The 26140-nt window shown below is 69.1% G+C and carries 20 protein-coding genes; 11 read left to right on the top strand and 9 right to left on the bottom strand.

All coding sequences use genetic code 11. From position 1 onward, the window contains the following. Positions 1-162: 162 nt before the first annotated feature. Positions 163-960, top strand: coding sequence for a pentapeptide repeat-containing protein (locus tag KL771_RS17035; protein WP_261969737.1), 798 nt, complete (start codon positions 163-165; stop codon positions 958-960). Beyond that, positions 957-1664 carry a DUF1194 domain-containing protein gene (locus KL771_RS17030; protein WP_261969736.1) on the top strand — a complete coding sequence of 236 codons (708 nt, stop codon included), beginning with the start codon at positions 957-959 and terminating at the stop codon, positions 1662-1664. Before KL771_RS17035 ends, KL771_RS17030 begins: the two co-directional genes overlap by 4 nt. 44 nt (positions 1665-1708) lie before the next feature. On the opposite strand, the gene otsB is transcribed toward KL771_RS17030, so the two are convergent. Both otsB and KL771_RS17020 read right to left on the bottom strand, forming a co-directional pair. After that, complete coding sequence (otsB, locus tag KL771_RS17025; RefSeq protein WP_261969735.1) at positions 1709-2494, bottom strand: trehalose-phosphatase; 786 nt, start codon at positions 2492-2494, stop codon at positions 1709-1711. Next, positions 2491-4737: an alpha,alpha-trehalose-phosphate synthase (UDP-forming) gene (locus tag KL771_RS17020; protein ID WP_261969734.1), complete on the bottom strand. Its 2247-nt coding sequence runs from the start codon at positions 4735-4737 to the stop codon at positions 2491-2493. The genes otsB and KL771_RS17020 overlap by 4 nt, the downstream gene beginning before the upstream one ends. A gap of 135 nt (positions 4738-4872) precedes the next feature. Between KL771_RS17020 and KL771_RS17015 the strand changes: the two genes are divergently transcribed. After that, positions 4873-6672 carry a glycoside hydrolase family 15 protein gene (locus KL771_RS17015; RefSeq protein ID WP_315901507.1) on the top strand — a complete coding sequence of 600 codons (1800 nt, stop codon included), beginning with the start codon at positions 4873-4875 and terminating at the stop codon, positions 6670-6672. 427 nt (positions 6673-7099) lie between these two features. On the opposite strand, the gene KL771_RS17010 is transcribed toward KL771_RS17015, so the two are convergent. Both KL771_RS17010 and KL771_RS17005 read right to left on the bottom strand, forming a co-directional pair. Beyond that, positions 7100-8251 carry a hypothetical protein gene (locus KL771_RS17010; protein WP_261969732.1) on the bottom strand — a complete coding sequence of 384 codons (1152 nt, stop codon included), beginning with the start codon at positions 8249-8251 and terminating at the stop codon, positions 7100-7102. A 219-nt stretch (positions 8252-8470) separates the two neighbouring features. Next, positions 8471-8710, bottom strand: a complete 240-nt coding sequence (locus KL771_RS17005; RefSeq protein WP_390867022.1) for a BolA family protein — start codon at positions 8708-8710, stop codon at positions 8471-8473. A 164-nt stretch (positions 8711-8874) separates the two neighbouring features. On the opposite strand from KL771_RS17005, the gene KL771_RS17000 reads away from it, so the two are divergent. The 5 genes from KL771_RS17000 (at position 8875) to KL771_RS16980 (ending at position 15014) form a co-directional block, all read left to right on the top strand. After that, entirely contained in the window at positions 8875-9501 is a 627-nt protein-coding gene (locus KL771_RS17000; protein WP_261969730.1) for a J domain-containing protein, read from the top strand. Between the two features lie 307 nt (positions 9502-9808). Continuing rightward, positions 9809-10795, top strand: coding sequence for a cobaltochelatase subunit CobS (gene cobS, locus KL771_RS16995; RefSeq protein ID WP_261969729.1), 987 nt, complete (start codon positions 9809-9811; stop codon positions 10793-10795). A gap of 15 nt (positions 10796-10810) precedes the next feature. Then, on the top strand, positions 10811-12694 hold the full coding sequence (gene cobT / locus KL771_RS16990) for a cobaltochelatase subunit CobT (RefSeq protein ID WP_261969728.1): 1884 nt from the start codon (positions 10811-10813) through the stop codon (positions 12692-12694). Further along, positions 12691-13803, top strand: coding sequence for an esterase-like activity of phytase family protein (locus KL771_RS16985; RefSeq protein ID WP_261969727.1), 1113 nt, complete (start codon positions 12691-12693; stop codon positions 13801-13803). Before cobT ends, KL771_RS16985 begins: the two co-directional genes overlap by 4 nt. A 323-nt stretch (positions 13804-14126) precedes the next feature. Further along, positions 14127-15014: a DUF3108 domain-containing protein gene (locus KL771_RS16980; RefSeq protein ID WP_261969726.1), complete on the top strand. Its 888-nt coding sequence runs from the start codon at positions 14127-14129 to the stop codon at positions 15012-15014. 109 nt (positions 15015-15123) lie between these two features. On the opposite strand, the gene KL771_RS16975 is transcribed toward KL771_RS16980, so the two are convergent. From KL771_RS16975 to KL771_RS16965, 3 genes are all read right to left on the bottom strand, one after another. Continuing rightward, positions 15124-15714 carry a queuosine precursor transporter gene (locus KL771_RS16975; RefSeq protein ID WP_261969725.1) on the bottom strand — a complete coding sequence of 197 codons (591 nt, stop codon included), beginning with the start codon at positions 15712-15714 and terminating at the stop codon, positions 15124-15126. A 44-nt stretch (positions 15715-15758) separates the two neighbouring features. Beyond that, complete coding sequence (gene rpmB, locus KL771_RS16970) at positions 15759-16052, bottom strand: 50S ribosomal protein L28 (protein ID WP_054360155.1); 294 nt, start codon at positions 16050-16052, stop codon at positions 15759-15761. Positions 16053-16184: 132 nt separating this feature from the next. Next, entirely contained in the window at positions 16185-16487 is a 303-nt protein-coding gene (locus tag KL771_RS16965) for a hypothetical protein (protein ID WP_261969724.1), read from the bottom strand. A gap of 216 nt (positions 16488-16703) precedes the next feature. Here KL771_RS16965 and KL771_RS16960 point away from each other — a divergent pair, with 216 nt between their 5' ends. The 3 genes from KL771_RS16960 to KL771_RS16950 all read left to right on the top strand — a co-directional run bounded on the left by KL771_RS16960 (position 16704) and on the right by KL771_RS16950 (position 23101). Then, on the top strand, positions 16704-17537 hold the full coding sequence (locus tag KL771_RS16960; protein WP_261969723.1) for a DUF3108 domain-containing protein: 834 nt from the start codon (positions 16704-16706) through the stop codon (positions 17535-17537). Positions 17538-19251: 1714 nt separating this feature from the next. Next, positions 19252-22611 (top strand): helicase-related protein, encoded by a 3360-nt coding sequence (locus tag KL771_RS16955; protein ID WP_261969722.1) that lies wholly within the window; start codon positions 19252-19254, stop codon positions 22609-22611. A gap of 55 nt (positions 22612-22666) precedes the next feature. Beyond that, a complete protein-coding gene (locus tag KL771_RS16950; RefSeq protein ID WP_261969721.1) occupies positions 22667-23101 on the top strand; it encodes an RNA-binding S4 domain-containing protein in 435 nt (144 codons plus the stop codon). Positions 23102-23439: 338 nt separating this feature from the next. Here the strand turns inward: KL771_RS16950 and KL771_RS16945 are convergent, their stop codons facing one another. Together KL771_RS16945 and KL771_RS16940 are read right to left on the bottom strand one after the other, a co-directional pair. Beyond that, on the bottom strand, positions 23440-25041 hold the full coding sequence (locus tag KL771_RS16945) for a M48 family metalloprotease (protein ID WP_261969720.1): 1602 nt from the start codon (positions 25039-25041) through the stop codon (positions 23440-23442). Continuing rightward, complete coding sequence (locus KL771_RS16940; RefSeq protein ID WP_261969719.1) at positions 25029-26114, bottom strand: hypothetical protein; 1086 nt, start codon at positions 26112-26114, stop codon at positions 25029-25031. Before KL771_RS16940 ends, KL771_RS16945 begins: the two co-directional genes overlap by 13 nt. Positions 26115-26140: the final 26 nt, after the last annotated feature.

Raw genomic sequence — 26140 nt, 5'->3', positions numbered from 1 at the left:
CATCGTGCCCGCCCGGGGCCGATAGCGGGCTTGCCCGTCGGCCCCGCCGCCGTGGTAGGGTGTCGACTGCGGATCGGGCGCCCCCGCGGGAGGCGGGGCCGAGCAGGCGGGACGGACATGCCGGGAGCCGGAACACGAAAGTCCTGCCGGGTGCGGCATGGCATGGGCAAGGCCGCAGCGGCGGCCGCATTCGCTGTCGCGCTGATCGTGCCGGCCGTCGGATTCGCGGCCGAACTGTCCGACATCGAAGTCGCCCGGCTGCTCGCCGCCGCCGACCGCTCCAAGCCGATCGATCTGACCGGCCGCGATCTCAGCTACCTCGATCTTGCCGGCCTGGACTTCAAGGCCGCGCGGCTCGACCGGGCCAACCTGCATGCAGTCGATTTCGCGGGCGCGGACCTGTCTCATGCGCGGCTGGCCGGAGCCCATCTCGACCGTTCGACCGTGCAACGGACCAATTTCGCGGGCGCGGATCTGCGCGGCGCGAGCCTGCTCCGCCTGTCGGTCACGACCGAACTCGACCTCAACCCCAAGGCGGCCGGCGAGGCGCCGAACTTCGCCGGCGCCGACCTCTCCGGCGCCCGCATCTTCGCCCGCATGGTCGGCGCCAATCTGCGCGGCGCGGACCTGACCGGGGCCCGGCTCGGCAACTACCGGCTGACCGTGATCGAACTGCATCCGCACACCTTCCTGGAGATGGCGGATCTCTCCGGCGCCCGGCTGCGCGGCGCGGAGCTCTACGGCGTCCGCTTCGCCTGGGCCAAGTTCATCGGCGCCGACCTGTCGGGTGCGGACCTGACCGGGGCCGATCTGACCGGCGCCGACTTCACCGGCGCGGACGTGACCGGCACCAAATTCGACGGCGCCGATCTGGCGCAGGCCGTGTTCCGCGACATGAAGGGCCTCGATCGCGCCATCGGGCTCGACAGGGCACTCAACCGGGATCGGATCGTCCGGTGAGCCGTCGTCTGACCCGTCTCCTCGCGGGCGCCCTGCTGGCGCTTCCGGCGATGGCCGGCCGTCCGGCGCCTGCGGCCGGCGCCGCCTCGACCGGCGTCGATACCGCCCTGGTGCTGGCCGTCGACGTGTCGGGCTCGGTCGACGAGCACCGCTTCCGGCTGCAGATGGAGGGCATCGCCCAAGCGCTCGAGGATGCCGCCATCCAACGGGCGATCCTGGGCGGGCCGCACGGCGCGATCCTGGTCGCCATGGTGCAATGGAGCGACCGGCCGTCGCTGACCGTGCCCTGGACTCGGATCGGCACGGTCGCCGATGCGCGCAGCCTCGCCGTGCGGATTCGCAGCGCCGCGCGCCGGCCGGGCGAGTTCACCTGCGCGGCGGCCATGCTGCATTTCGTCCAGGTCAAGATGCTGCCCTCGATCCCGACCCGGCCGGAGCGGACCGTGGTCGACGTATCCGGCGACGGCAAGGACAACTGCAACCCGACCGTCCCGCCCGCCGCCGAGCGCGACGCGCTGGTGCGCCAGGAGGTGACCGTCAACGGGCTGCCGATCCTGGAAGGCGACGAGAAGGACACGCTGGAGGCCTGGTACCGGGCCAACATCGCCGGCGGCCCGGCCTCCTTCGTGGTGCCGGCGGACGGCTACCGGGATTTCGGCCGGGCGATCCGACAGAAATTCCTGACCGAGGTCAGCCGGCGCTGAGGGCGCCGATGACGGCCGCCCGCCGCCGGCATTCGGCTGCGATGTCAGCCGGAACGGCCGGCGACACTGCCGTCCAGCCAGGACCGGAAGGCGCCCGGCGACGGCAGGCGGTATCGGGCCGCCGTCTTGCGCTCCGGCCCGATCAGCACGCCGAGCCCGCCGGCCGCCGCCACGGCCACGAAGGCATCCTCGTCGGTGGTGTCGTCGCCGGCAAAGAAGGGCCGCCGCCGGCGATAGGCCGGATCGGCCAGGAACCGGGCGATGGCGGTCCCCTTGGTGGCGGATTGCGGCGCGATCTCGATCACCGCCTTGCCGATCAGGATGCGCCAGGCATCACCCGATCCGCGGATCGCCTCATGCGCCGCCTGCAGCAGGAACGGCTCGGCCTCCGGCGCAGCCCGGTAGTGGACCGCGACCGAGTGCCCCTTCTCCTCGACGAAGGCGCCGTCATGCCGGTCGACGGCCGGCCGCAACGCCGCCGCCATCGCTTCGGCGGCGCCCGGGTCGCCGGCCTGGTCGCACACCACGCCGCCGATGCGCATGACCGCGCCATGGTTGGCGGCAACGTCGAAGCGGCCCGCCCCGAACAGGGCATCGGCCTGAGGGAGGCTGCGACCGGTGACCAGCGCCAGGCAGCCGCAGGTGTCGGCGATGGCCGTCAGGGTCTCGATCAGGCGGTCGGGCACGAAGACGTCGTCGGGACGGGCGGCAATGTCGAGCAGCGTGCCGTCGATATCCAGGAACGGCGCCCATTCCGGCGACCAGATCACCGGCAGGTCGTCGTCGGGGACGAAGAGCGGCGGCGGGAGCCGGGTTTCGGAGGCCGTCACGGCGCCGTTCCCCATCGTGTCGCGCCGAAATGACTCTGCACCTCGCGCCGCTTGCGCATGCGCGCGGCCTCCAGAAGCATGCTGCCGGCCCAGGCATAGACGTTGTTGTCGCGCACCAGTTCGCGCATCAGCCGCATGCGGTCGCGCTGCTCCTCCTCGGGCATCGACAGGGCACGGACCAGCGTCTCGGCGAGCGTGTCCATGTCGTAGGGGTTGACCAGCAGGGCCTCCAGCAGTTCCCGCGAGGCGCCCGCAAAGGTCGACAGCACCAGCACGCCGCGATCGTCCTCGCGGGAGGCGACGAATTCCTTGGCGACCAGATTCATGCCGTCATGCAGACTGGTGACGACGCAGAAATCGGCGGCCCGGAACAGTTCGAGCACCTCGTCGGGCTCGTGATGCCGGACGATCAGTTCGATCGGCTTCCAGCCGTCGCGCGCGTAGCGGGCATTGATCGTCTCGGCGACCGCGATCGCCTCGTCCTGCAGCCCGCGATAGGCCTCGAGCTTGGCACGCGTCGGCGCGGCGACCTGCACGAAGACGAAGCGTCCGATCCATTCCGGGTGCCGTTCCAGCAGGATGCCCACGGCACGCAGCCGGTCGGGAATGCCCTTGGTGTAGTCGAAGCGCTCGACCCCGACGCCGATCTTCACGTCCGGTCCGAGGCCGAGCCGCTCGCGCAGCCGGCGCCGGCAGTCGCCGACGGTCGGCAATCCAAGAAGCGCCCGCGGCGGCCATTCGATCGAGATCGGATAGGCATTGACCAGGGTGTTTTCGCCGCCGGTCGAGATGGTCGAGAGTTCCCGGTCGATATGGCTCTCCATGAAACGGTCGACAGATTCGATGAAATTGTTGACGTGGAAGCGGGTGTGGAAGCCCAGGATCGACGAGCCCAGCAGACCGTCCAGGATCTCCTCGCGCCACGGGCAGATCGAGAAGACCTCCGCATTCGGCCAGGGGATGTGCCAGAAGGTGATCACGGTGGCTTCGGGCAGCCGCTGCCGGATCATGCGCGGCAGCAGGGCGAAGTGATAGTCCTGAACGAAGACGATCGGGTTCTTGGATTTCGCCTCGGCCACGATGGTATCCGCGAAACGCTGGTTGACGGCCCGGTAGATCTCCCAATCCTCCCGCCTGAACTGCGGCCGGACGAAGGCGATGTGACAAAGCGGCCAGAGACCTTCGTTGGAGAAGCGATAGTAGTATCCGTTCTCCTCCTCCTCGGTCAGCCAGACGCGGCGCAGCGTATAGGCCGGGTCCTCCGGCGGCACGGCGACGCGATCCGACGCATTGACCGTTTCACGGTCGGCGCTGCCGCTGCCATGGGCGATCCAGACCCCGCGGGTGGCGCGGATGATCGGCTCCAGCGCCGTGACCAGGCCGCTGGCCGGACGGCGAACGATGATCCGGTCGCCGTCGCGGTCATGGATGTAGGGTTCGCGATTGGAGACCACGATCACCTCGGAGCCCGGCAGTTCGTCGTGGATGACCTCCTGCAGGGTGGTCGGCGTCCAGGCGACGCGGATCGGACTGCCGCGCATCCGGCCGATGTCGATATCGCGCAGGGTCTGGCGGACCTCGCGCACGACCGGACGCAGTTCCGGCGCGATGTCGGCCTCCGGCCGCGAGCGGGTGCGCGGATCGAGCGACTGGACGATGGCGCGCGACCAGGTCGTCAGCGTGACCCGCGTCACCGCCACGGTGATCAGCACGCCGAGCGCAATCAGAAGACCGACGAAGGCGACCAGGGTGGTCAGCGCCGCCGTGGTGCGCGACGAGGCGAAGCCCATGTCGTGCAGGACCATCAGGCGCCAGTTGCGCGTCGGATCGATCGCCAGCGGGAAGCCGGCGATCAGGACCGGTCCGGACGAGAGCTGGCGGCGTTCGTAGACGGCGCCGCGCCGCTCGGTACCGGCCGCCGGCTTGTCTTCCCGGCAGATCGTTTCGCCCGGCCAATTGCGCGAGGCCGCAACCATCCGCCCGGCCGCATCGCACAACCCGATGGCGAGGACGCGTTCGTCGCGCGAGATGCCGTCGAAGGTCCGGCCAAGGCCGGCTTCGTCGCTGTCGGCGGCCTGGCGGCGGACCGCCGGCTCCACGGAGTTGAAGATCAGTTCGGAGCGCAGTTCGACATCGCGCAGGAACCAGCCGGTGAGGAATTGCTGCGCGGTGATCCCGGCGACAAGCGCCAGCCCGAGCACGGCCACGACCAGCGGAATGGAGAAACGATAGAGACTGAACATGCCTTTTAAAATTGTATTGCAGGCACTCTTGTCAAGCCTGAGAAACCAAATACATCAATGGATGTGCATTTACGTCGGTATTTGATAATATTTTTCAAATTGACGCAAAATATCGAACCATAACCATGACAGGAAATGGGTGACATGAAAGACAGAAATTCTACCGTTAATCTATCACCGATCGGAAACTGCGCCACGGCAGCCCTGATCGACCATGAGGCTCGGATCGTCTGGTGGTGCTATCCCTATCTCGATGGAGACCCTGTCTTTTGCCGCCTGCTCATGGACGAGCAGGAGGACGGGTTCATGGACATCGTGCTCGACCGGTTCCAACGGGCGGAGCAGCGCTATCGGCCCAACTCCGCGGTACTGGAGACAACGCTTTGGGCGTCCGATGGTTCCGGCATCCGGGTGATCGATTTCGCGCCACGCTTCATCCAGCACGAGCGCTCCTATCGGCCGCCGATGCTGATCCGCCGGATCGAGCCGATCTGCGGCTATCCGCGCCTGCAGGTCCGCATCCGACCGCGCTTTTCCTGGGGTGCAGCGTCGCCCCGCAAGGTGATGGGCTCCAACCACATCCGCTATGTCGGCGACAGCGAGACGCTGCGCGTCACCACCAATGCGCCGGTCGCCTATGTGGCGCGCGAGGCGGCCTTCGTGGTGACCCAGCCGATCGTGTTCGTGCTCGGTGCCGACGAGATCTTTCCCGCCGATCTGGAAGAGACCTCCAACCGCTTCGAGGAGCGCACGCGTAGCTACTGGTTTCAGTGGTGCCGCAACCTGTCCATCCCGCTCGAGTGGCAGGATGCGGTGCTGCGCTCCGCCATCACCTTGAAGCTCTCCGCCTATGAGGAGACCGGCGCCGTCGTTGCCGCCATGACCACGTCGATCCCGGAAGCGCCCCATACCGAGCGCAATTGGGACTACCGAGCCTGCTGGCTGCGCGACGCCTTCTTCGTCGTGCGCGCGCTCAACCTTCTCGGCGCCACCCGGACGATGGAGGGCTTTCTCGGCTATATGCGCAATGCCTTCGCGCTGTCGCAGGACGGCTGGCTGAAGCCGGTCTACGGCCTCGTCCCGTCCGACGATCTCGACGAGGTGATCGTCGCCGCCCTGCCCGGCTATCGGGGCATGGGGCCGGTCCGGCGCGGCAATGCCGCCCATGTCCAGCGGCAGAACGACGTGTTCGGGGCCGCCATCATGGCCAACACGCAATGGTTCCACGATCAGCGCCTGCCCGCCATCGACAAGAGCGCCCTATTCCAGGAACTCGAGCGGATGGGCGAGAAGGCCGTCGCGGTGGCGCTGGAGCCGGATGCGGGCATCTGGGAATATCGCGGCCGGGCCCGGGTCCACACCCATTCGGCGCTGATGTGCTGGGCCTCGGCCGACCGGCTGCGCCGGATCGCGCTGACGCTGCGCGCCGAGGACCGGGCCGCCTATTGGAGCGGCCATGCCGACCGCATCCGCACCTGGATCGAAGAGCGGACCTGGAACGCCGAGCTCGGCGCCTTCGTCGAGAGCGAAGGCTCGCAGACCCTCGACGCCAGCGTCCTGCTGATGGCCGATCTCGGCTTCCTGCCGCCGACCGATCCGCGCTTCGTCTCGACCGTCGAGGCGATCGGTGCCGGGCTGATGCGCGGCAAGTACCTGCTCCGCTACAACCATCCCGACGATTTCGGCGAGCCGGAGACCGCCTTCATCGTCTGCACCTTCTGGTACGTCCTCGCCTTGCATGCGATCGGTCGCACCGACGATGCCCGCGCCATCTTCATCGATCTCCTGTCGCGCCGGAACGCCGCCGGCCTGTTCTCCGAGGACCTGGATCCGGCGACGGGCGAATTGTGGGGCAACTATCCGCAGACCTATTCGCTGGTCGGCACGATCCTGTGCGCCGTCGCCCTGTCGCGGCCATGGAGCGAAATCGCCTGACCGCGCCGCGACACGGCTTGGGGCGCTGCGGCCCGGGATTCCGGCTTCAGCGGAACAGTTGGGCCGGCGGCGCGTTGACCCGCATCAACCCGGCCACCCCGGCATCCCGCCGCGACGGCCGCCCCCTTGAAACGCGAGGGTCAAGTCCATGAACGGTATCATCTATCTGGTCGGTCTCGTCGTCGTCGTGCTCGCCGTCCTGTCCTTCTTCGGCCTGCGCTGACACGGAACGAAGCGGTCCACGGCGGCCCCGTCCGCTGCGGATCGTCCGCCACGATCGCCCAATCCCGGCTCAGCACGCACAAAGGCCCGCGCCACCCCATCGGGACGGCGCGGGCCTTTTCGTTTCGCGACGCAGACCGTAATCCGGCCACGGCGGCCGACCGTCAGTCGGCGCGCCGCCCCGGACCGTCACCCCGGCCGGGTTTCATTCGTCGGTGAACGGTCCGATGACCAGCTGCTCGAGCTTCACCCAGTTGGCCAGCTGCTGATAGTTCACGCCGACGCCCTTGAGGTCGTAGGTGACCTCGCTACGCGTCGGGCCGACGCACTTGAAGGTGCCCTTGTCGTCGGCCACGCGCTTGCAGCCGGTATCGCTGTCCGAATAGTAGACCCGCCCGTAGATGCCCGGCTTGGTCGTATCGGCATTCGAGAAGAAGGCATCGGTGTCGGCCTGGGTCGTATCCCCGCCAAAGAAGCCCGAGTCCTTGTTCACCGGCTGCTCGTTGAGGCGCAGGCTGTAGTCGTAGTAGGACGTGTACTTGTGCTTCTTGCCCTTGGCGTCGGTCATCTCACCGGGCTCGGACACGAAACGAATCGATCCGGTGATCTTGTCTGCGATGACCTTGTCGCCGACCGCATAGGTGAAAGTGACGCCGTTCTGGTCAGTCAGCCAGTTGCCGAGTTCGTAATCGTAGTCGAGCACGCCGGAGACCTTGGTCTCGGCCAGGAAGGAGAACGGACCCGAGGCCAGGCCGAGCCGATCGAAACGCAGCGGATCCGGGTTCTTGACCTGAATGGTGATCACCTTGCCGTCGACATAGCGCGAATAGGCCTTGGTGGCCTCCTTGGCGGCCGACTTCAGCTTCTTGGCGACATCCCACCAGCGCACCACGGCGCGACCCTGGATGGCACCGCTATACTTGTAGGTCGCCTGGTTGCCCTTGACGATATCGATGCGAAGATTGCCGGCCTCCGGATTGTAGCGGCCGTTGGAATCGATCGGTACGTCGCCGCGCAGGATCGCCACTTCGCGGGCAACCTGACCCGGATTGTTCGGGTTCACCACGTCGAACTTGACCGAATAGTTCATATTGGTCTCAGGCACCCGGCTGATGGTCCCGCGCAGGATCATCAGGTCGGCGATCGCCAGTTCGCCGATCTCGTAGACGTCCTCCTTGGACTGGGACCGCTCCGAGCGCGAATTGTAGTCGATCACGATGGAACCGGAGATCCGCGCCTTGTCGGCCGGGATTTCCATGAGCGCGCGGTTCTGCGTCTGGGCAAAGGCCGGGCCAGTCACCAGCGCGCCCGCCAGCAGCACCGTGGCCGCAGCGGCATTGAACCGGTTGGTCGTCATGCGGATCATCTCCTCGAATGGAACGCGTTCGTCCCCCGCAACGGCGTTGCGCGGTTCGCCCGGTAACCCCCGACCACCCGCCGACACCATCCACCCCAGCGGAGATCGGGTCAAGCTGAGCCCTTCCGGCCCGTCTGTCAGGATGCCGTCACCGGATGAAGTTTTCGTGATGCGGCGGCGAGATGCCGCCGGCCCTGCGGTGATCCCGCGGGCCTCCGATCAGGCCGCCGTTGCCTCGATGGCGAGCGCATGAACCCGTTCCGCCAATTCGGCCGCCAGCACCGCATTGATGCGGCGATGCTGCTCGACCCGGCTGAGCCCGGCCAGGGCACTGGCGGCGATCCGGACCCGGAAATGGGTCTCGCCGCCCTCCCGCCAGCCGCCGTGGCCGTGATGCTGCGCGCTCTCGTCGATCACATCGAGCGCAGCCGGTGCAAAGGCTGCGGTCAGTTTCGTCACGATTCGATCGCGGTAGGTCGTCTGCGGTGCGGACATGGGTTCAGGATAGCAGCCGCACACCCCGCCGCAAGGGCGCGCGATGCGGACCGGGTCTGCATGGGTGGGCCGTGCGGCACGCCCTTCGAACGCTTGTGGGAGGGGCCTCCGGCCACCATAATCGGGCGATGAAGTTCGAATCCAAGATTTTCGATCGCATCCGCATCAAGCCCGACGAAGTGCGGATCCAGCGCGACGCGCATCCGCCCTGCGAATGGGGCGGGTGCGCTGAGGCGGGAACTCACCCGGCGCCGAAGGGGCGTGACCGGGAGGGCGAATATTACCATTTCTGCATAGACCACGTCCGGCTGTACAATAAATCCTACAACTACTTCTCGGGGATGAAGGACGAGGCCGTCGCCGACTACCAGAAGGACGCCCAGACCGGCCACCGGCCGACCTGGACGATGGGGGTCAATTCCCATGCCGGTCGCCGTCCGAGCGAGCCGGGCGACGCGCCGCCGCGCTACGACGACCGCTTCTTCCTGTTCCGCCGCCGGGCGCGCTTCTCCGCGACCGCCGCCGAGGAGCCGCCGAAGCCGGAGCCGCGCCGCAAGCTCAAGAACCTGGAGCGCCGCTCGCTCGACGTGCTCAATCTCGCCGAGACGGCCAGCCCGGCCGACATCAAGGCGCGCTTCAAGGAATTGGTGAAGCGCCACCACCCGGATGCCAATGGCGGCGATCGATCCTCCGAGGGACGACTGCAGGAAATCATCGAGGCCTACAACTACCTCAAGACGACGGGGCTGTGCTGAACGAGGGCTGTCGGACCGGGCCCCTGCCCTGCAGGGCCGAAATCGCGCGCTGACGCCGTTTTGGATTTCCAGTCGGCCGAAATGGCATTATGACACAAGGACTGACCTTGTGGGTCGCGCGGCCTGCGCGCCGCGCGACGGGCCGGTGCGGCAGAACCGGACGCGAGCCGCGCTCCGATCCGGCCGCGACAGGACGAAGGCGCCGAATATTCCGGTATTCGGCCACGGGACGAAGGTGCCGCGTATTCCTGATGCGCGGCCACGGGACGAAGGTGCCGGACATTCTTTGTCCGGCCACGGAGGCGAAATGACTGTGTTGGATAAGGGCCCGAGCTTCGTGCCCGACATGAAGATCTCGGTGCGGCAGGTTTTCGGCATCGATACCGATCTCGAAGTGCCAGCCTATTCGGAGCCGTCCGAACACGTTCCGGATTTCGATCCCGACTACCTGTTCGACCGCGACACGACGCTGGCGATCCTGGCCGGTTTCGCCAAGAACCGCCGCGTGATGATCTCGGGCTATCACGGCACCGGAAAATCGACCCATATCGAGCAGGTTGCCGCCCGGCTGAACTGGCCCTGCGTGCGCGTCAACCTGGACAGTCACATCAGCCGCATCGACCTGATCGGCAAGGACGCCATCGTCCTGCGCGACGGCAAGCAGGTGACCGAGTTCCGCGACGGCATCCTGCCTTGGGCGCTGCAGACCAACACCGCGCTGGTCTTCGACGAATATGACGCCGGCCGCCCGGACGTGATGTTCGTGATCCAGCGCGTGCTCGAGGTCGCCGGCAAGCTGACCCTGCTCGACCAGAGCCGGGTCATCCGCCCTCACCCGTGGTTCCGCCTGTTCGCGACCGCCAACACGATCGGCCTCGGCGACACGTCCGGCCTCTATCACGGCACGCAGCAGATCAACCAGGGCCAGATGGACCGCTGGTCGATCGTCGTGACGCTGAACTACCTGCCGCACGACAAGGAAGTCGACATCGTGCTGGCCAAGGCCAAGCACTTCCACTCCGACGCCGGCAAGGACATCGTCTCCAAGATGGTCCGCGTCGCCGACATGACCCGCAACGCCTTCATGTCGGGCGAACTGTCCACCGTGATGAGCCCGCGCACCGTGCTGACCTGGGCCGAGAATGCCGACATCTTCGGCGATGTCGGCTTCGCCTTCCGGGTCACCTTCCTGAACAAGTGCGACGAGACCGAACGGCCGAAGGTGGCCGAGTTCTACCAGCGCTGCTTCGGCAAGGACCTGCCGGAATCGGCCTTGAACGTGGTCCTGAGCTGATCGCGAACGCGCACCATGGCAGGCCCCAAGGACAAGCAGACGCCCCCGACCGAGCCCTTCAAGCAGGCCATCGCCGCCTGCATGAAAGCGATCGCCAAGACGCCGGAGATGGAGGTCGCCTTCGCCTCCGATCGCCCGGTGCTGGCGGGCATCAAGGCGCGCCTGCCGGAACCGCCGCGCAAGATGACCCTGCGCGATGCCTCAATCCTGCGCGGGCTCGGCGACTCCATGGCGCTCAAGCTCGCCTGCCATGATGTCGGCGTGCATCGCAGCATGCAGCCGGAAGGCCGCAATGCGCGCGCGGTGTTCGAGGCGGTCGAGCAGGCGCGCTGCGAGGCGATCGGCTCGCGGCGCATGGCCGGCGTCGCCCAGAATCTCGCCGCCATGCTCGACGACCGGTACCACCGCGGCAATTACGAGGACATCACCGACCGCGCCGACGCGCCGCTGGAAGATGCCGTCGCCTTGATGGTGCGCGAGCGGCTGACCGGGCTGAAGCCGCCGCCGAGCGCGGCCAAGATCGTCGAGCTGTGGCGTCCCTGGATCGAGGACAAGGCCGGCTCCGCGCTCGACAAGCTCGAAGGCACGGTCGAGAACCAGAAGCGCTTCGCCTCCTCGGTGCGCGACCTGCTCGCCTCGCTCGACATGGGCGACGAACTCGGCGCCGAGCCGGAGAGCGACGAGGACGAGAACGAGGGCGATCAGGGCCAGGAGAACCAGGATCAGAACCAGGGCGAGAGCGACGCCCAGGACGAGACCGAGGAGACCGATTCGGAAGCCGCCGAGGCCGCCGGCGAGGACGAGGAGGGTGACAGCGAGGCCTCCGAGGCCGAAGCCCAGGACATGGCCGAGGACGACGCCGCCGACGCCGACGAGGCCGGCGAGGCGCGCCGCCCGGAACCGCCGCATTCCAACCGGGCGCCCGACTTCGAGTACAAGGTCTTCACGACCAAGTTCGACGAGATCATCCATGCCGAGGATCTCTGCGATACCGCCGAACTGGAACGGCTGCGCGGGCATCTCGACAAGCAGCTCGCCCATCTCCAGGGCGCAGTCGCCCGGCTCGCCAACCGCCTGCAGCGGCGGCTGCTAGCGCAGCAGAACAGGTCCTGGCAGTTCGACCTGGAGGAAGGCATCCTCGACGCCTCCCGGCTCGTCCGCGTGGTGATCGACCCGATGCACCCGCTGTCCTTCAAGAAGGAGAGCGACACCGACTTCCGCGACACGGTGGTGACGCTGCTGATCGACAATTCCGGCTCGATGCGCGGCCGGCCGATCACGGTGGCGGCGACCTGCGCCGACATTCTGGCGCGCACGCTGGAACGCTGCGGCGTCAAGGTCGAGATCCTGGGCTTCACCACCCGCGCCTGGAAAGGCGGACAGGCGCGGGAAGCCTGGCTGCAGGCGGGCAAGCCGGCGACGCCCGGCCGGCTCAACGATCTCCGGCACATCGTCTACAAGTCGGCCGATGCCCCCTGGCGCCGCGCCCGGCGCAATCTCGGCCTGATGATGCGCGAGGGGCTGCTGAAGGAGAATATCGACGGCGAGGCGCTGACCTGGGCGCATTCCCGCCTGATCGGCCGCCCCGAGGCGCGCAAGATCCTGATGATGATCTCCGACGGCGCGCCGGTCGACGACAGCACCCTGTCGGTCAATCCCGGCAACTATCTGGAGCGGCACCTGCGCCAGGTGATCGAGGAGATCGAGACGCGCAGCCCGGTTGAACTGATCGCGATCGGCATCGGTCACGACGTGACCCGCTACTACCGGCGCGCCGTGACCATCGTCGACGCCGAGGAATTGGCCGGCGCCATGACCGAACAGCTTGCCGCGCTGTTCGAAGACCAGCCGTCCGCATCCGCCCGGGGCCATGGCGCGCCGCGACGACGCGCCGGATGATCGCGCGGTTCTGCCGCGGCAGTCGCGGTGAGCATGCGGCGCCCGGACCCGGGCGCGCCGGGGCATGGCCGCATGCGATCGCGGCCGGTCTCGTCGGCCTTGCGGCGCTGGTCGCGCTGGCGGGTCCGCTGCGGGCCGATCCGTCTCCGCCGGACGGCATCTTCGCTCCCGCCGTCGAGATCGAGCGTCTCCGGAGCTTCGACCGTGCCGGCAAGGCCGGACCCCGATTCGGCGCCCTGGAATGGCTCGGCGGCCTGGTCATCCGAAGCCCGAGCCCGCATTTCGGCGGCTTCTCCGGCATTGCCACGGCGGACCACGGCCGCGATCTCCTGATGATCTCCGATGTCGGCTTCTGGCTGTCGGCGCGCCTCGAAAGCGATGTAGCCGGGCGGCCCATGGGGCTGTCCGGTATCCGCATGGCGACGGTGGTCGAGCAGGGCCGCCGGCTCCTGGACAAGCGCGATGCCGATGCCGAGAGCCTTGCCGTGCGCCCCGCGCCCGGCGGCTTCGAGGCCATCGTCGGCTTCGAGACCCGCCACCGCATCCTGCGGTTCCCCTTTGCGGTCTTCCCGACCGGGGCTCTCACCGCCGTCGGCGAGCGCCTCAACGGCATTCCCGGCGAAATCGCAACCCTCGCCTATGGCAAGGGTCTTGAAAGTCTGGCCTCTGCGCCGCCCGGTTCGCCGATCGCCGGCGCCATCGTGGCGATCGCCGAGGGGCCGCGGCGCAACGAGACCGACAGCCTCGGCTGGATCATCGGTGGCCCGAAGCCGGGCCGCTTCACGGTCGCGCTGTCGAACGATTTCATGCCGACCGATGCCGCCTTCCTGCCCGACGGCGACCTCCTGGTGCTCGAACGGCGCTTCACGGTCGCTGACAGCCTCGGCGCCCGCATCCGCCGCTTCGCCGCGGCCGAGATCGTGCCCGGGGCGCGACTGGAGGGCCGCATCCTGTTCCAGGCCGACCTTTCGGACGAGATCGACAACATGGAAGGCCTCGCGGTCGATACCGCAGAGGACGGCAGCACCATCCTGACCCTGATCTCCGACGACAACCGCTCGATCCTCCAGCGCACGCTGTTGCTGCGCTTCCGCCTCCTGCCGGAGTGAGCCTCGAGGCTGGCGCCGGGCGGTCCGGACGGGGCGATGCGCCGCGCCCGGAGCCCTTACCGGCGTCTGCCCGCTCGGCGCCGTCTCGCCAGGCGGCGTAGCGCCCACCACAGCATCAATTCCGCGCAGGATGAGCGCCAGATGCGGTTCCAAGGAAACACATCTTGGCATAACGTCCGAGCGGTTCGGCCGGCGGTTGATTCCGGCAACGCAACATGATTGGACGACACCGTCGGGGGCGCGGTCGAGGTCGACGGAGGTACAGGATGGAGATCGCGGTGCACCGGAATGGGAGCGCGCGCCGTAGCCGGGCGTGCGCGGCATTGGTCGCTGTTGCGGCGGCCGTTGCGTCCGGTCCTGCAGGAGCGGCGAGCGAAGCCAGCGTCGAGGCGACCTACTACGCCACGCTCGGCGGCTTCTCGATCGCGTCCGGCAACCTCACCTTCATGCTTGGGGATTCCGGCGAGTACCGCGCGGCGCTCGGTGCCCAGGTCAGCGGCTTCGCGGCGCTGATCGCCAATCGCTCGGCCGAGGCCAGCGCCTCGGGACGCGCGATCCCCGGCAGCCCCTCGTCTCGCTCCTATTCGATGGCCATCAACGGCGGGCCGATCGCCAACGAGGTCAACATGACCTTCTCGGGCGGCTCGGTGGCGTCGGTCCGGGCGACGGAATTGCGTTCGTCCAATCCCGACGCGCGGATGCCTGTGACGGCGGCCCACAAGCAGGGCGTGATCGATCCGCTGGCGGCCTTCGTGGTCACCATGGGCAACCCCAAGGACGTGCTGACGCCGAAGGTCTGCAACCGCACCCTCCGGGTCTTCGACGGCCGCGTGCGGTACGATCTCAGGCTCGTCTATGGTGCCAAGACGGATATCCAGGGCCAGCCGGGATCCTATTCGGGTCCGGCGATCATCTGCGCGGTGAACTATCGCCCGATCGCCGGCTTCCGCCCGCTGACGCCCGAGCAGGAAAAATACGAGCGCAATATCGAGTTTTCGATCACCTTCGTGCCGGTCGGAACGACCGGCGTGATGCTGCCCTACCGGGTCAACATCGGCACGCCGGCCGGCCTGCTGGTGGTCAGTGCCTCGCGTTTCGAGGTCAAGGGCACGCGGCTGGGGAGCACCGGCAGCCAGGGCGAGACTGCCGCCGCCGCGCCGGAAGCCGTCGCCTCCGGAGCGCCTCTGCTGCGCAACAACGACAACCGCTGAGCCGCTCCGCGCGCCGTGCCACGCCAAACGGAAAGGCCCGGCGACGCATCACCATGCGGCCGGGCCCTTCGACGGTGCTGAGAAGGATCGGAACGACCCCACGGCCCGGTCAGGCCGGATAGGGCACCATGCGGTTCATCAGCCCGCGATAGGGCGCCAGCAAGAGCGCCGCAAACAGCATCTTCACGCAGAAGTCGGCGGCCGCCCAGGACATCCAGCGCGGCACCTCGACGGCGAGCAGCCCGAAGGCCGGCGCCGATTCGGCCGCGAAGGCATCGCCGGCGCCGAGCAGACCGGACAGAGCGGGCGCGAAGGCGAGCGTGAAGAAGACCAGCGTATCCAGCACGGAGCCCGATGCGGAGGCGACCAGCGGCGCCTCCCACCAGGCGCGCACGCGGCGCAACCGGTCGAACAGGAGCACGTCGGCCATCTGACCGACCAGATAGGCGCTGGCGGAGGCCAGCGCGATGCGCGGCGTCGACAGGAAGGCCGACAGCACGATCGCAACGGCAAAGCCGGCCAGCACGACGTTGCGCGCCGTGGCGACGCCGAACCAGCGATTGGTCAGATCGGTGACCAGAAACGCCACCGGATAGGTGAAGGCGCCCCAGGTCAGGATTTCGGCGAGATCGAGCGGTCCGACCCTGAACGCGACCGGATACTGCACAAGCACGTTCGACGCCACGACCACCAGGGTCATGGCGCCAACGGCCGTCAGAATGGCGCGTCCGGGGGCTTTCGCCGTCACGCCGCCGAGGCGGGCGCGGCCGCCTCGATCTCACGCTTCAGGAGGCGGGCGCGCGGCGACAGGTCGAGCGCGTCGGCCTTGGCCAGGAACGCGTCGAGGCCGCCGCGGTGCTCGACCGAGCGCAGCGCATGCGCGGTGATGCGCAGATGCACGGTGCGGCCGAGGGCCTCCGAGATCAGCGACACGTTGACGAGGTTCGGCAGGAAGCGCCGCTTCGTCTTGTTGTTGGCGTGGCTGACATTGTGTCCGACCTGGACACCCTTGGCCGTCAGTTCGCAGCGCCGAGCCATGGCGATAATCCTTCTACGCGTCCGGGCCCGCGAAAGGCCCCGGTTGATCGTCTCACGAGGGTCGGGAGAATTGGCCGCCATATAGAGGGAGGCACCGGACGGCGTCAAGCCCGCCGCGGACGCGCCGGCCGCTCATCCCAGGCCGAATTGCCGCCCGGCCAGAAAGACGACCGCTGCGGCAATGATCGCACCGACCAGCACCATGCCGGTCGCCTGGGCGCCGAGCCGCAGCAGGCTGCCGATGGCGCCCGCACCGACCAGTCCGAGCAGGAACGGGATGGTCGCGTCGCCCGGCACGGCGCTTCGGCCGATGAGGAACCCCGCCGCGGACGCCGCCGCGATCGCCGCGCCGGCCCAGGCGGCAAGCCCGTTGAGTCGGGCGGCACCGATGCCGCCGGCCAGAAAGGCGATCACGGTGAGGACGACGAGGTTCATGGCGGCTCCGTTTCCCCCTCTGGATTAGCGGGCGGGCCTGTCGGCGGCAACCGCATTCGTGCCGGCCGATCGGCACCGGACCGCATGACTTCAAGGCCACAGCGGCCCGCCGCCGTGCCGCCCGGCCGCGGGCGTTAACCGGGCATTGACCATAAGGGCCAAACATTCGGCCCATTCGAAGTCTAGCCCGGCGTCAGCGTCACACGGGAGTGTCCAGTGCAGTCGTCCGTCAAGTCCACCCGTGCGGTCCTGCTTTACGCCGTGCTCGTCTCCTCCGCGATCCCGTCCGTACCGGCCTTCGCGGCCGACGGGGAGGTGGCGGCAAGCTACGACATCACGCTGGGCGGCTTCGCCCTCGCCAAGGGCAATCTGGCCGTCAAGGTCGAAAAGGATGCCTATACGGCCCGGGTCGGATACCGCACCGCCGGCGTCGGCAAGGTCATGTCCGGTGCCCGCGGCGAGGCCAAATCGACCGGCACGCTGCGCCCCGACCGTCCGGTTCCGGCGAGCTATCTGCTCGAAGGCTCCGGCGACAAGAAGGACCACCATGTCGCGATGGGGCTTGCCGCCGGGTCGGTCCGCGACCTCGATGTCGAACCGCCGCTGAAGGACGACGACGAGCGGATCCCGGTCACCGCCGCCCATCGCCGCGACGTGCTCGACCCGTTGAGCGCGATCCTGATCCCGATCGCCCGGCGCGACGGTGCGGCGGGGCCGGAGGTCTGCGGGCGGACCCTGCCGATCTATGACGGCTGGACCCGCTATGACGTGCGGCTCAGCTACAAGCGCACGGAAACCGTCACCAAGCCTGGCTATAGCGGTCCGGCCGTGGTCTGCGCGGCGCGCTGGATCCCCGTCTCCGGCCACAAGCCGGATCGCGCCGGAACCCGGTTCATGGCCGAGAACCGCAACCTCGAAATGGCACTCGCACCGGTCGGCGACAGCGGCCTGATGGTGCCGGTGCGCATCGCGGTCGAAACCATGAGCGGCCTGCTGGTCGTGCAGGCCGACCGTTTCCAGGTGATCGCCGGCAGCCACGCCGCGCGCTGACCGAGACCGGCCCGTCGATTGCCGGGGCGTCCTTCGGGGCGCCCTTTTTTGTTGGTCGCATGACGGGCCCTGCCGGCAACCCGCGTCCCGTTCCGGCACGAAGGTGTTGATCCGCAAGGGTATCGGCCGGCTGCCGGACGGCCGGTCCGATCCAGATGGGGTACCCCGCCGGCTGCACAGCCCCAGCCCTGGCGAGAACGAAGCGCGAAGATCGGGCCGGCACCGATTCGTGCCCGGCGTGTTCGCGGTTTCGACGGGCCGTTAACGCCGGGGCCGGATCGGGTGCCGCGGCGCGGCGCCATCGGGCGGGCCGGGACGCGGCACGGCGAAGTTGGCCGCACGGAACCGGCGCTGCCGGGTGACGACGCACCGTCGTCCCGCTTCGGGCCGCATCGGTAAACGGCTGGCATCCGCCATCCGGCCCGCGGGCCGGGCCGTGCCTGCCATCTTGTGTCGCTGTCGGAGCGGAGCCCCAAATATCGGGCGAACGTTGAAGCAACACGTCGAAAGCGATGATTCGTGCCCACCTTGTTCCGGCTCCGATCCGATCGTGAACGCGGCAGGGACAGCCGGGCCGCGACTGCCGCAGCCGCGATCCCGACGGCGCATGGGGCGACACGGGGACCGCCCGTAAGCATGCCGTCCCGATCCGGGCCGCATCGGTAAACGGCGATCTGCGGTCGTCGGGTCTGCCGCCCGAACCGGCTCGCGCATATGGGGCCGCCTCCCCTGTCGGGGCCCAGATATCGTGCGAACAAAGGCCGAAAATGCCCCAAGCGCCGATTCGTGCCGGTCATGTTCCGGCTCCGGTCCGAAAGTGAACGCCGGCCTGCGCCGCCCTCCGGGCACACCCGTAGCCGGTCGGCGATCCCGTTCCGGAACGCAGGTGTTAATGCGCCGCCGCGATGGCAGCGCCTGATCGGCTCGGGCCTCGCCGGATTTTGTGGTCCGGCGCCGGTCTTTCCCCATATCGGGTTGTGAACGAAGACGGAATTTCAGCCGAATAGCGATTCGTGCCCTGCATGTTCAGGTTTCGGGCAATTCTGAAGACAGCCGGCCTTTACAATCATCAATTGCATGACTGAGCATCTGCAGGGCTGCGCTCCAATCCGGCACCGAGGTCTTGACGGGTCGCCGGGCCTCCCGTCCAACCCGTTGGCCTGAATCAGGATTTCGTATCCTGGGCGAAGCCGTCAACCAGATGTGGGCGTGAACGAATCCTGAATCGTTTTGAATCAGCGATTCGGACACTCTTCGTTCCAGACTCGTTCCGGTTGCCGGATCTCCTGAACGATGGCCGCCCATGCGCGGACCGGCGCCTGACGAAAAGGCGGGCGCACCGCGAGCCGCTGTGCTAAATCAGCGTCCGACCGGTGCGACGGCGCGGCTTTGGCCGACCGGGGCAGGTCCGGGCTTCCAGGCGAAGCCGGGGACGCCGGACGCGATCGGGAATGCCCGGCCGCGACAACGAGGATAGGGCGTTGACCGCCCGACCGCCGGCCGATCGGGGACGGTGGAAGACGCGGTCGAGGCGTTGCGGCCTCACCTTGCCCGACGGCTTCGCGGTTCGCCGCGGCTGCCGCGACACGGATGGTATGAGTCGATTGGAAGTGCCCTTCGCCGCAGCTTCGCCGGTTCCGCCGGGGGCGATCTCCGCCCGGACCGGTCGACCCGCCTGCAGGCCGACCGGTCCGAACCTTCGCGGAGCCGGCCGATGACTCATGCGGTACGCGGCCCCCTGCCGCCGACCATCCGGGCCAAGACCGTAACGGCCGTGCTCGGCCCGACCAATACCGGCAAGACCCATCTGGCCATCGAACGGATGCTCGCCCATGAAAGCGGGCTGATCGGCCTGCCGCTGCGCCTCCTGGCCCGCGAGGTCTATGGCAAGCTGGTCGCCCGCGCCGGGGCCGATGCGGTCGCGCTGGTCACCGGCGAGGAAAAGATCGTTCCGGAGAAGGCGCGGTACTGGGTCTCGACCGTCGAGGCGATGCCGCGCGAGACCGATGTGCAGTTCGTCGCCATCGACGAGGTCCAGCTCGCCGGCGATCTGGAGCGCGGCCATGTCTTCACCGACCGCATCCTGAACCTGCGCGGGCGCGGCGAGACGCTGCTGCTCGGCGCGGCAACGATCCGCGGCCTTCTGGAGAAGCTGCTGCCCGGCCTGAACGTGGTCACCCGGCCGCGCATGTCGCTGCTGACCTATTCGGGCTCCAAGAAGATCACCCGCCTGCCGCCGCGGTCGGCCATCGTCGCCTTCTCGGCCGACGAGGTCTACGGCATCGCCGAACTGATCCGCCGCCAGCGCGGTGGCGCGGCCGTCGTGCTCGGCGCCCTGTCGCCGCGCACCCGCAATGCGCAGGTCGAGCTGTTCCAGTCCGGCGATGTCGACACCCTGATCGCCACCGACGCGATCGGCATGGGCCTCAATCTCGATGTCGACCACATCGCCTTCGCCGGCAACCGCAAGTTCGACGGCTACCAGTACCGTCAGCTGACCGCCGGCGAGCTCGGCCAGATCGCCGGCCGGGCCGGCCGCCATCTGCGCGACGGCACCTTCGGGGTCACCGGCCGCGTCGACGATTTCGACGACGAACTGGTCCAGGCCCTCGAAAGCCACCAGTTCGCGCCCCTGAAGACCATCCAGTGGCGCAATTCGCACCTGGACTTCGCCTCGATCCGCGCGCTGCGCGCCGCCCTCGACGAGGTGCCGCGCGAAGAGGGCCTGACCCGCGCGCCACCGGCGGACGACTACACGGCGCTCGACTTCGCCGCCCGCGACGACCTGATCACGTCGCTCGCCGACAAGCCCGACCGGGTGCGCCTGCTCTGGGAAGTCTGCGCGCTGCCGGACTACCGCAAGATCGCGCCGGCCAACCATGCCGAACTGGTCACCACCGTCTATGATTATCTCGTCCGCCGCGGGCGCATTCCGGACGACTGGTTTGCGCGCGCGGTATCCGAGGCCGACAAGACGGAAGGCGACATCGATACGATTTCCAACCGGATCGCACACATCCGGACCTGGACCTTCATTGCAAACCGGCCCGACTGGGTCATGGATCCCACATATTGGCGCGAAACGACCCGCGCCGTCGAAGATCGGCTGTCCGATGCCTTGCACGATCGCCTCACACAGCGTTTCGTGGATCGCAGGACGTCGGTACTCATGAGACGTCTGAGAGAGAACGCCATGCTCGAAGCGGAAATCACGGCCGAAGGGGACGTCCTCGTCGAAGGCCATCGTGTCGGACACCTGGACGGCTTCCGGTTTGCGCCGGATCAGACCGCGGAGGGTACGGACGCCAAGGCCGTGCGCAATGCCGCGGCCAAGTCGCTCGCCAGCGAGATCGAGACGCGGGCGGAGAAACTGTCGAAGGCGCCGAACGGCGAGTTCGCCCTCGCCTCCGACGGCACCATCCGCTGGCTCGGCCAGGCCATCGCCAAGCTCTCCGTCGGGCAGAACGCCCTGACGCCGGCCGTCATCGTGCTGGCCGACGACCAGCTGACCGGACCGGCGCGCGAGAAGGTCGACACCCGCCTGGCGCTTTGGGTCAAGGCCCATGTCGAGGGGCTGTTGAAGCCGCTGATCGACCTGCGCGACGCACCCGATCTGGAGGGCATGGCGCGCGGCGTCGCCTTCCAGCTGATCGAGGCGCTCGGCGTGCTGGAACGCCAGCACATTGCCGACGAGGTCAAGGCGCTGGACCAGCCGATGCGGGCCTCGCTGCGCAAGTACGGCGTGCGCTTCGGCGCCTACCACATCTTCCTGCCGCTGCTGCTCAAGCCCGCGCCGAGCGGTCTGATCGCGCAGCTCTGGGCGCTGAAGAACGGCAATGTCGACGCCCAGGTGGTCAACGGGCTGCATCAGCTGTCGATGTCGGGCCGGACCTCGATCCCGGTCGACAAGACCATCCCGAAAGCGCTCTACAAGGTGGTCGGCTACCGCGTCTGCGGCGAGCGCGCCGTGCGCATCGATATCCTGGAGCGGTTGGCCGACTTGGTCCGGCCGCTGATCGCCTGGAAGCCGCTCGATCCGAGCGTGCAGCCGCCGGACGGCGCTGTCCCGGGCGGCGGCGGCTTCGCCGTGACGGTCGCGATGACATCCCTGGTCGGATGCTCGGGCGAGGATTTCGCCTCGATCCTGAAGTCGCTCGGCTACCGGCTCGAACGCCGCAAGGTGACCCGCCCGGTCGCGGCCCCCATCGCCGAAACGGCGGCGACCGGCACGGAGTCCGAAACGACGGCACCGGCAGAGGCAGAGGCCGTCGCGATGGCGGCGTCGGCACCGGACGATGCGGCCGAAGCCGCGGTGGCGGCCGGCGAGCCGACGGCCGAGGAGGTCGCGGCCATTGCCGAGCGCGCCGAGACGCTGGCCACCTTCGCGGCCTCCGAGAGCGACGGCGGACCGGAAGCCCTGGCGGCGGCCGAGGAGGCCCTGGTCACCGAGGCTCTGACCGACGTCACCGAAGCTGCCGAGGTCGAGCCGATCGAAGCGGCATCGGAGGCGGCCGAGATGGCGGCGGAGGCCGCACCGGCGGGTGAGTCCGAGATGGCGGCACCGGTCGCGTCGGCGGCATCGGAACCCGCCACCGAGCAGATCGAGATCGAGATCTGGCGGCCGGGCCGGTTCGAACGGCGCGAGCAGGGACCGCGCGGCCGCGACCAGCGTGGCCCGCAGCGCGTGGCGCGCGAGGGCGGCGCCAACCGCCCGGAGGGACGCGGTCCCCGGCCGGCCGGCGGTGAGGGCGAACCGAAGCGCGACGGTGGCGAGCGCCGCGGCGGGGGCGATCGTCCCGAAGGGCGCGGCGACCGTCCGCGCGACGGCGGCCGCGAGCGCTTCAATCGAGACGGCGGTCAGCGCGACGGTGCTCCGCGCGACGGCGGCCATCGCGACGGCGCCCATCGGGAGGGTGGCGGCCAACGCGAAGGCTGGAAGGGGAACCAGGGCAGCGGCAGCGGTCCGCGCCGCGACGATCGCCCGAAGCGCCCCGAGAAGCCGATCGATCCGAACTCGCCCTTTGCCAAGCTCGCCGCTCTGAAGGCGGAACTGGAGCAGAAGGGCAAGAAGTGACCTGGGATGCGGGGTGCGGGCAACCGGACCCCGCTTTCGCATCCGTTGAGGCGGGATGGCCGAGGATCGAGGCGACGTACCCCGGACACGCGACGGCACAGCGGCAGCCGGCCGGCAGCGCATCGACAAGTGGCTGTGGCATGCGCGCGTGGTCAGGACGCGCAGTCTGGCGCAGAAGCTCGCCGAGGCCGGGCATGTGCGCAAGAACCGCGAGAAGGTCGACCAGTCCAGTGAGGTCGTCCGTCCCGGCGACGTATTGACCATCACGCTGCCGCATCGCGTGCTGATCCTGAAGGTCGCCGGATTCGCCGACCGGCGCGGGTCGGCGCCCGAAGCGCAACGGCTCTACGAGGATCTGAGCCCACCACCGCCGCCGCGCGAAGCCCGCGAGCCCGCCCCGGCCCTGCGCGACCCCGGCACCGGCCGCCCGACCAAACGCGACCGCCGCCGTCTCGATGCCTTCGAGTCCGATCCCGACGACACCTTCTGAGTTCGAAGCACGTGCGGCGGCGAGACCGGAGCGGGACCCGATCTGTCGAGCGGAAAGAACCGGGATCTGAGGCCCCATCCCGCAGCGCATTCCCGGCCGAAGCGTCAGCGGAGAGCCGGGACCCACTCTGCGGTCGGATTGCCACAAGGCCTTGAGTTGGTTCACGATCTTGATGCCGTTGCGGAGCGAGTAGGCCCCGGATCGGCGGCCCTCACGGGCCTTGTCCGGGGATGCGGCCGAGGGATCGGGCGGGGTACCCGGAGCATTGAGGCATCGGGAGGTGATTGCCTATCCCGCAGCGCATTCCCGGCCGAAGCGTCGGGCCGTAAACCCGCGCTTCAATCCACCACCAGCTTGACCATCCGGCCCGGCTCGATCGCATCGGCGCCGTCGAGGCCGTTGAGGACGCGGAACAGTTCGAGCTTGCGGTCGACACCCTGCATGGATTCGGCCAGCCGCTCGATCGTATCGCCCGAACGCACCTTGTGGACGCGGATCCGCAAAGGCCGCAGGCGAGCCGATTCGGTCGGCGACAACTCGCGGAAGCTTTCCATCGTCTCGCGGAAGATCTGGTCGGTCAGGACCGTGGGGTCCTGCGCGGCCAGGATGAAGCGGTAGGTCGTGCGGTCCTTGCGGACGACGCCGATGCGGAAGGTCCAGCCGTCGGCGACCGCGGTGGCGGTGGCCGCGTCATAGTCCCCGATCCGGGTCGCCTGCACGCTGTCGGTCTGCAGGCCGTTGATCCAGCCGGACTGGATATAGTCGGTCAGCGCGGTGGACACCGGCACCGCCACGCCGTCGAAGCGCAGGGCCGTACCGGCCGCGTTGGTGGCGAGCACCGCCTTTGACGTGTTTTCCAGGGCGAAACCGTTCGGCACGCCGAACTGGATGCCGAGCGCCTTGTGCAGGAAGGCCCGGCCACGGACGAAGCCCTCGGACGGGTCGTCGCCATAGACCATGCCGTCGAGACCCTGCAGGAAGGCCTCGCGCTCCTGCTCGCCGATGCCCGGCGCGCCGATCTCGCGCGCGGCGCGCACCGCGAAGGCGATCCGCTCCGGCGTCGAGGGATGCGAGGACAGGAAGTCCGGCTTGCCGTTTGAACTGTTGGCGGCGGGCCGCAGCGAGCGGAAGGCCGCATAGCGGGCCATGGAACTGAGGAAGCGCGAGGCCGCGAAGGGATCGAAGCCGGCACGCGCCAGGGTGCGCACGCCGACGCTATCGGCCTCCAGTTCCTGCACCTGGCTGAAGCGGGCGAGCGACATCTGCGTCGCCGTCAGCGCCAGGCGCGCATCGCTTTCCTGCGAGACGTTGGAGACGACCCGGTTGACGACCTGCGCGGCCTCCTGCCGGCGCGCGCGGGCGACCGCGTGGCGGGCGGTGACATGGGCCATCTCGTGGGCGACGACGGCGGCGACCTCGGAAGTGTCGTTGGCAAGCGCCAGCAGGCCGCGCGTGACGTAGAGATTGCCGCTCGGCAGCGCGAAGGCGTTGACCACCGGCGAGTTGAGGATGGTGATCCGGTAGGACTGCGACGGATCGTCGGAGGCCGCGACCAGCCGGCCGACCGCGCGCGCGACCGCCCGGGCGGCATTCGGATCGTCGTAGAGGCCGCCATAGGTGGCGACGATGCGGTTGTGCTCGGGGTCCTGCGCCGGCGGGTTGACGCCGGCGGCCGCACTGGCCGTGGCCACGGCCGGCGCGGTGTCGATCATGGAATCGGTGGTGCCGACCACCGCGTTGCAGCCGGTGAGGATCAGGGCGAGCGCGAAGCCCGGCGCCAGGCGCCAGGCGCCGCGACGGCGCACCGGGCCGGTGCCGGGCGCGCTTCCGGGACCGGCCGCGTCGGCGACGCGCCGGGTCCCGCCCGCGATCTCCGTCGGGGCCGAACCGGAGCGGCCGGGCGTCGGAAGCCCGGCCGGAACGTGCCCTAGCGCACCCATTCGATCTCCTCGGGCAGGCCCAGCCGCATGAATCCGCCGTCGCGGTCGTCGAGCCAGCCCCGAAGCCGGACCACCCGACCCTTCAGGGCCGCCGGCCCAACGCCGGCGCGGGTGAACCGTGCTGTGTCCTTATCGTCGATGACGGCCGTGAAGTCACTGCGGAAATCCGTCCCGAAATTGAGATAGTGCCTCGGTCCGGACCGTCCCGTCGAGAGCACCTTGCCCTCGACCAGGACATAGCTGCCCGCCGCCGCGGCCAGTGCCGGATCGTCCGCCCGGCGCACCGCAAAGGCCGGCTCTGCCCAGAGCCCGCGCCCGGCGGCACGGGCCGTGGCTTCGGCCGCGATGAGATGCCGGATGCAGGCCCCGTCCTGGCCCGCGCCGCCGCCGCGCCCCGCGGGCATGACCCGCACCGCGCCGACGGCCGCCAGGGCCGCCGCGATCCCCTGCCCGGTCGCCGCATCGGCGGCCTGCGCGATCGTCCGGCCGTGCCGGTCGATGCGGCCGCCATGGAGAAGGAGGTCCCGCCCCTCGACCAGCCGGGCGAGTTCCGCGCGCGCCGCCCGTTCGACCGGCGCGGCATCAGCCGTCATTCCGGCACCGGCCGCAAGGCCGGCGGGATCGCCCTCCGGCCCGCCGAGGCCGGCCGCCCGGTTCCGCCCGTCGCCGACGGCCGCGCCGCTGCCGGCGCCGTCCTGGTCCCGCGGCATATCCCCGGAAGCGCCACCGGCGTCGTCGTCCGCCTCGGCGCCATCCGGCCCCGCGGCCCGGTCCGCCTCGCCCGCCGCGTCCGACGGCGCGTCCGGCATCCCGGTCTCCGACGCCGCCTCCGCCATCGTGACGGCTCCATGCCCGCGATGCGCCGGCAGCGAAATCCGCGGCGCGGCGACCAGCGCCAGACGCACCACGCGACCGTCGTCGAGCCGGAAACCGTCGCCGGACAGCGCCCGCACCGCCCGGACCGCCTCGCCCTCCCCGCCGAGGCAGGGATCCTCGTCCGCCACCGCCGCCCCCGGCGCCATCGCCGCAGGCGGCAGGGCGACCGAACCCGCAACCGCCAGCCAGACCGGCATGCGCCCGCCGGTCCCCCGCCGCCCGT

Origin of the sequence: Prosthecodimorpha staleyi, assembly GCF_018729455.1 — a bacterium.
In the GTDB taxonomy this organism is placed as follows: domain Bacteria; phylum Pseudomonadota; class Alphaproteobacteria; order Rhizobiales; family Ancalomicrobiaceae; genus Prosthecodimorpha; species Prosthecodimorpha staleyi.
This window is presented reverse-complemented; position numbering and strand designations above follow the sequence as displayed.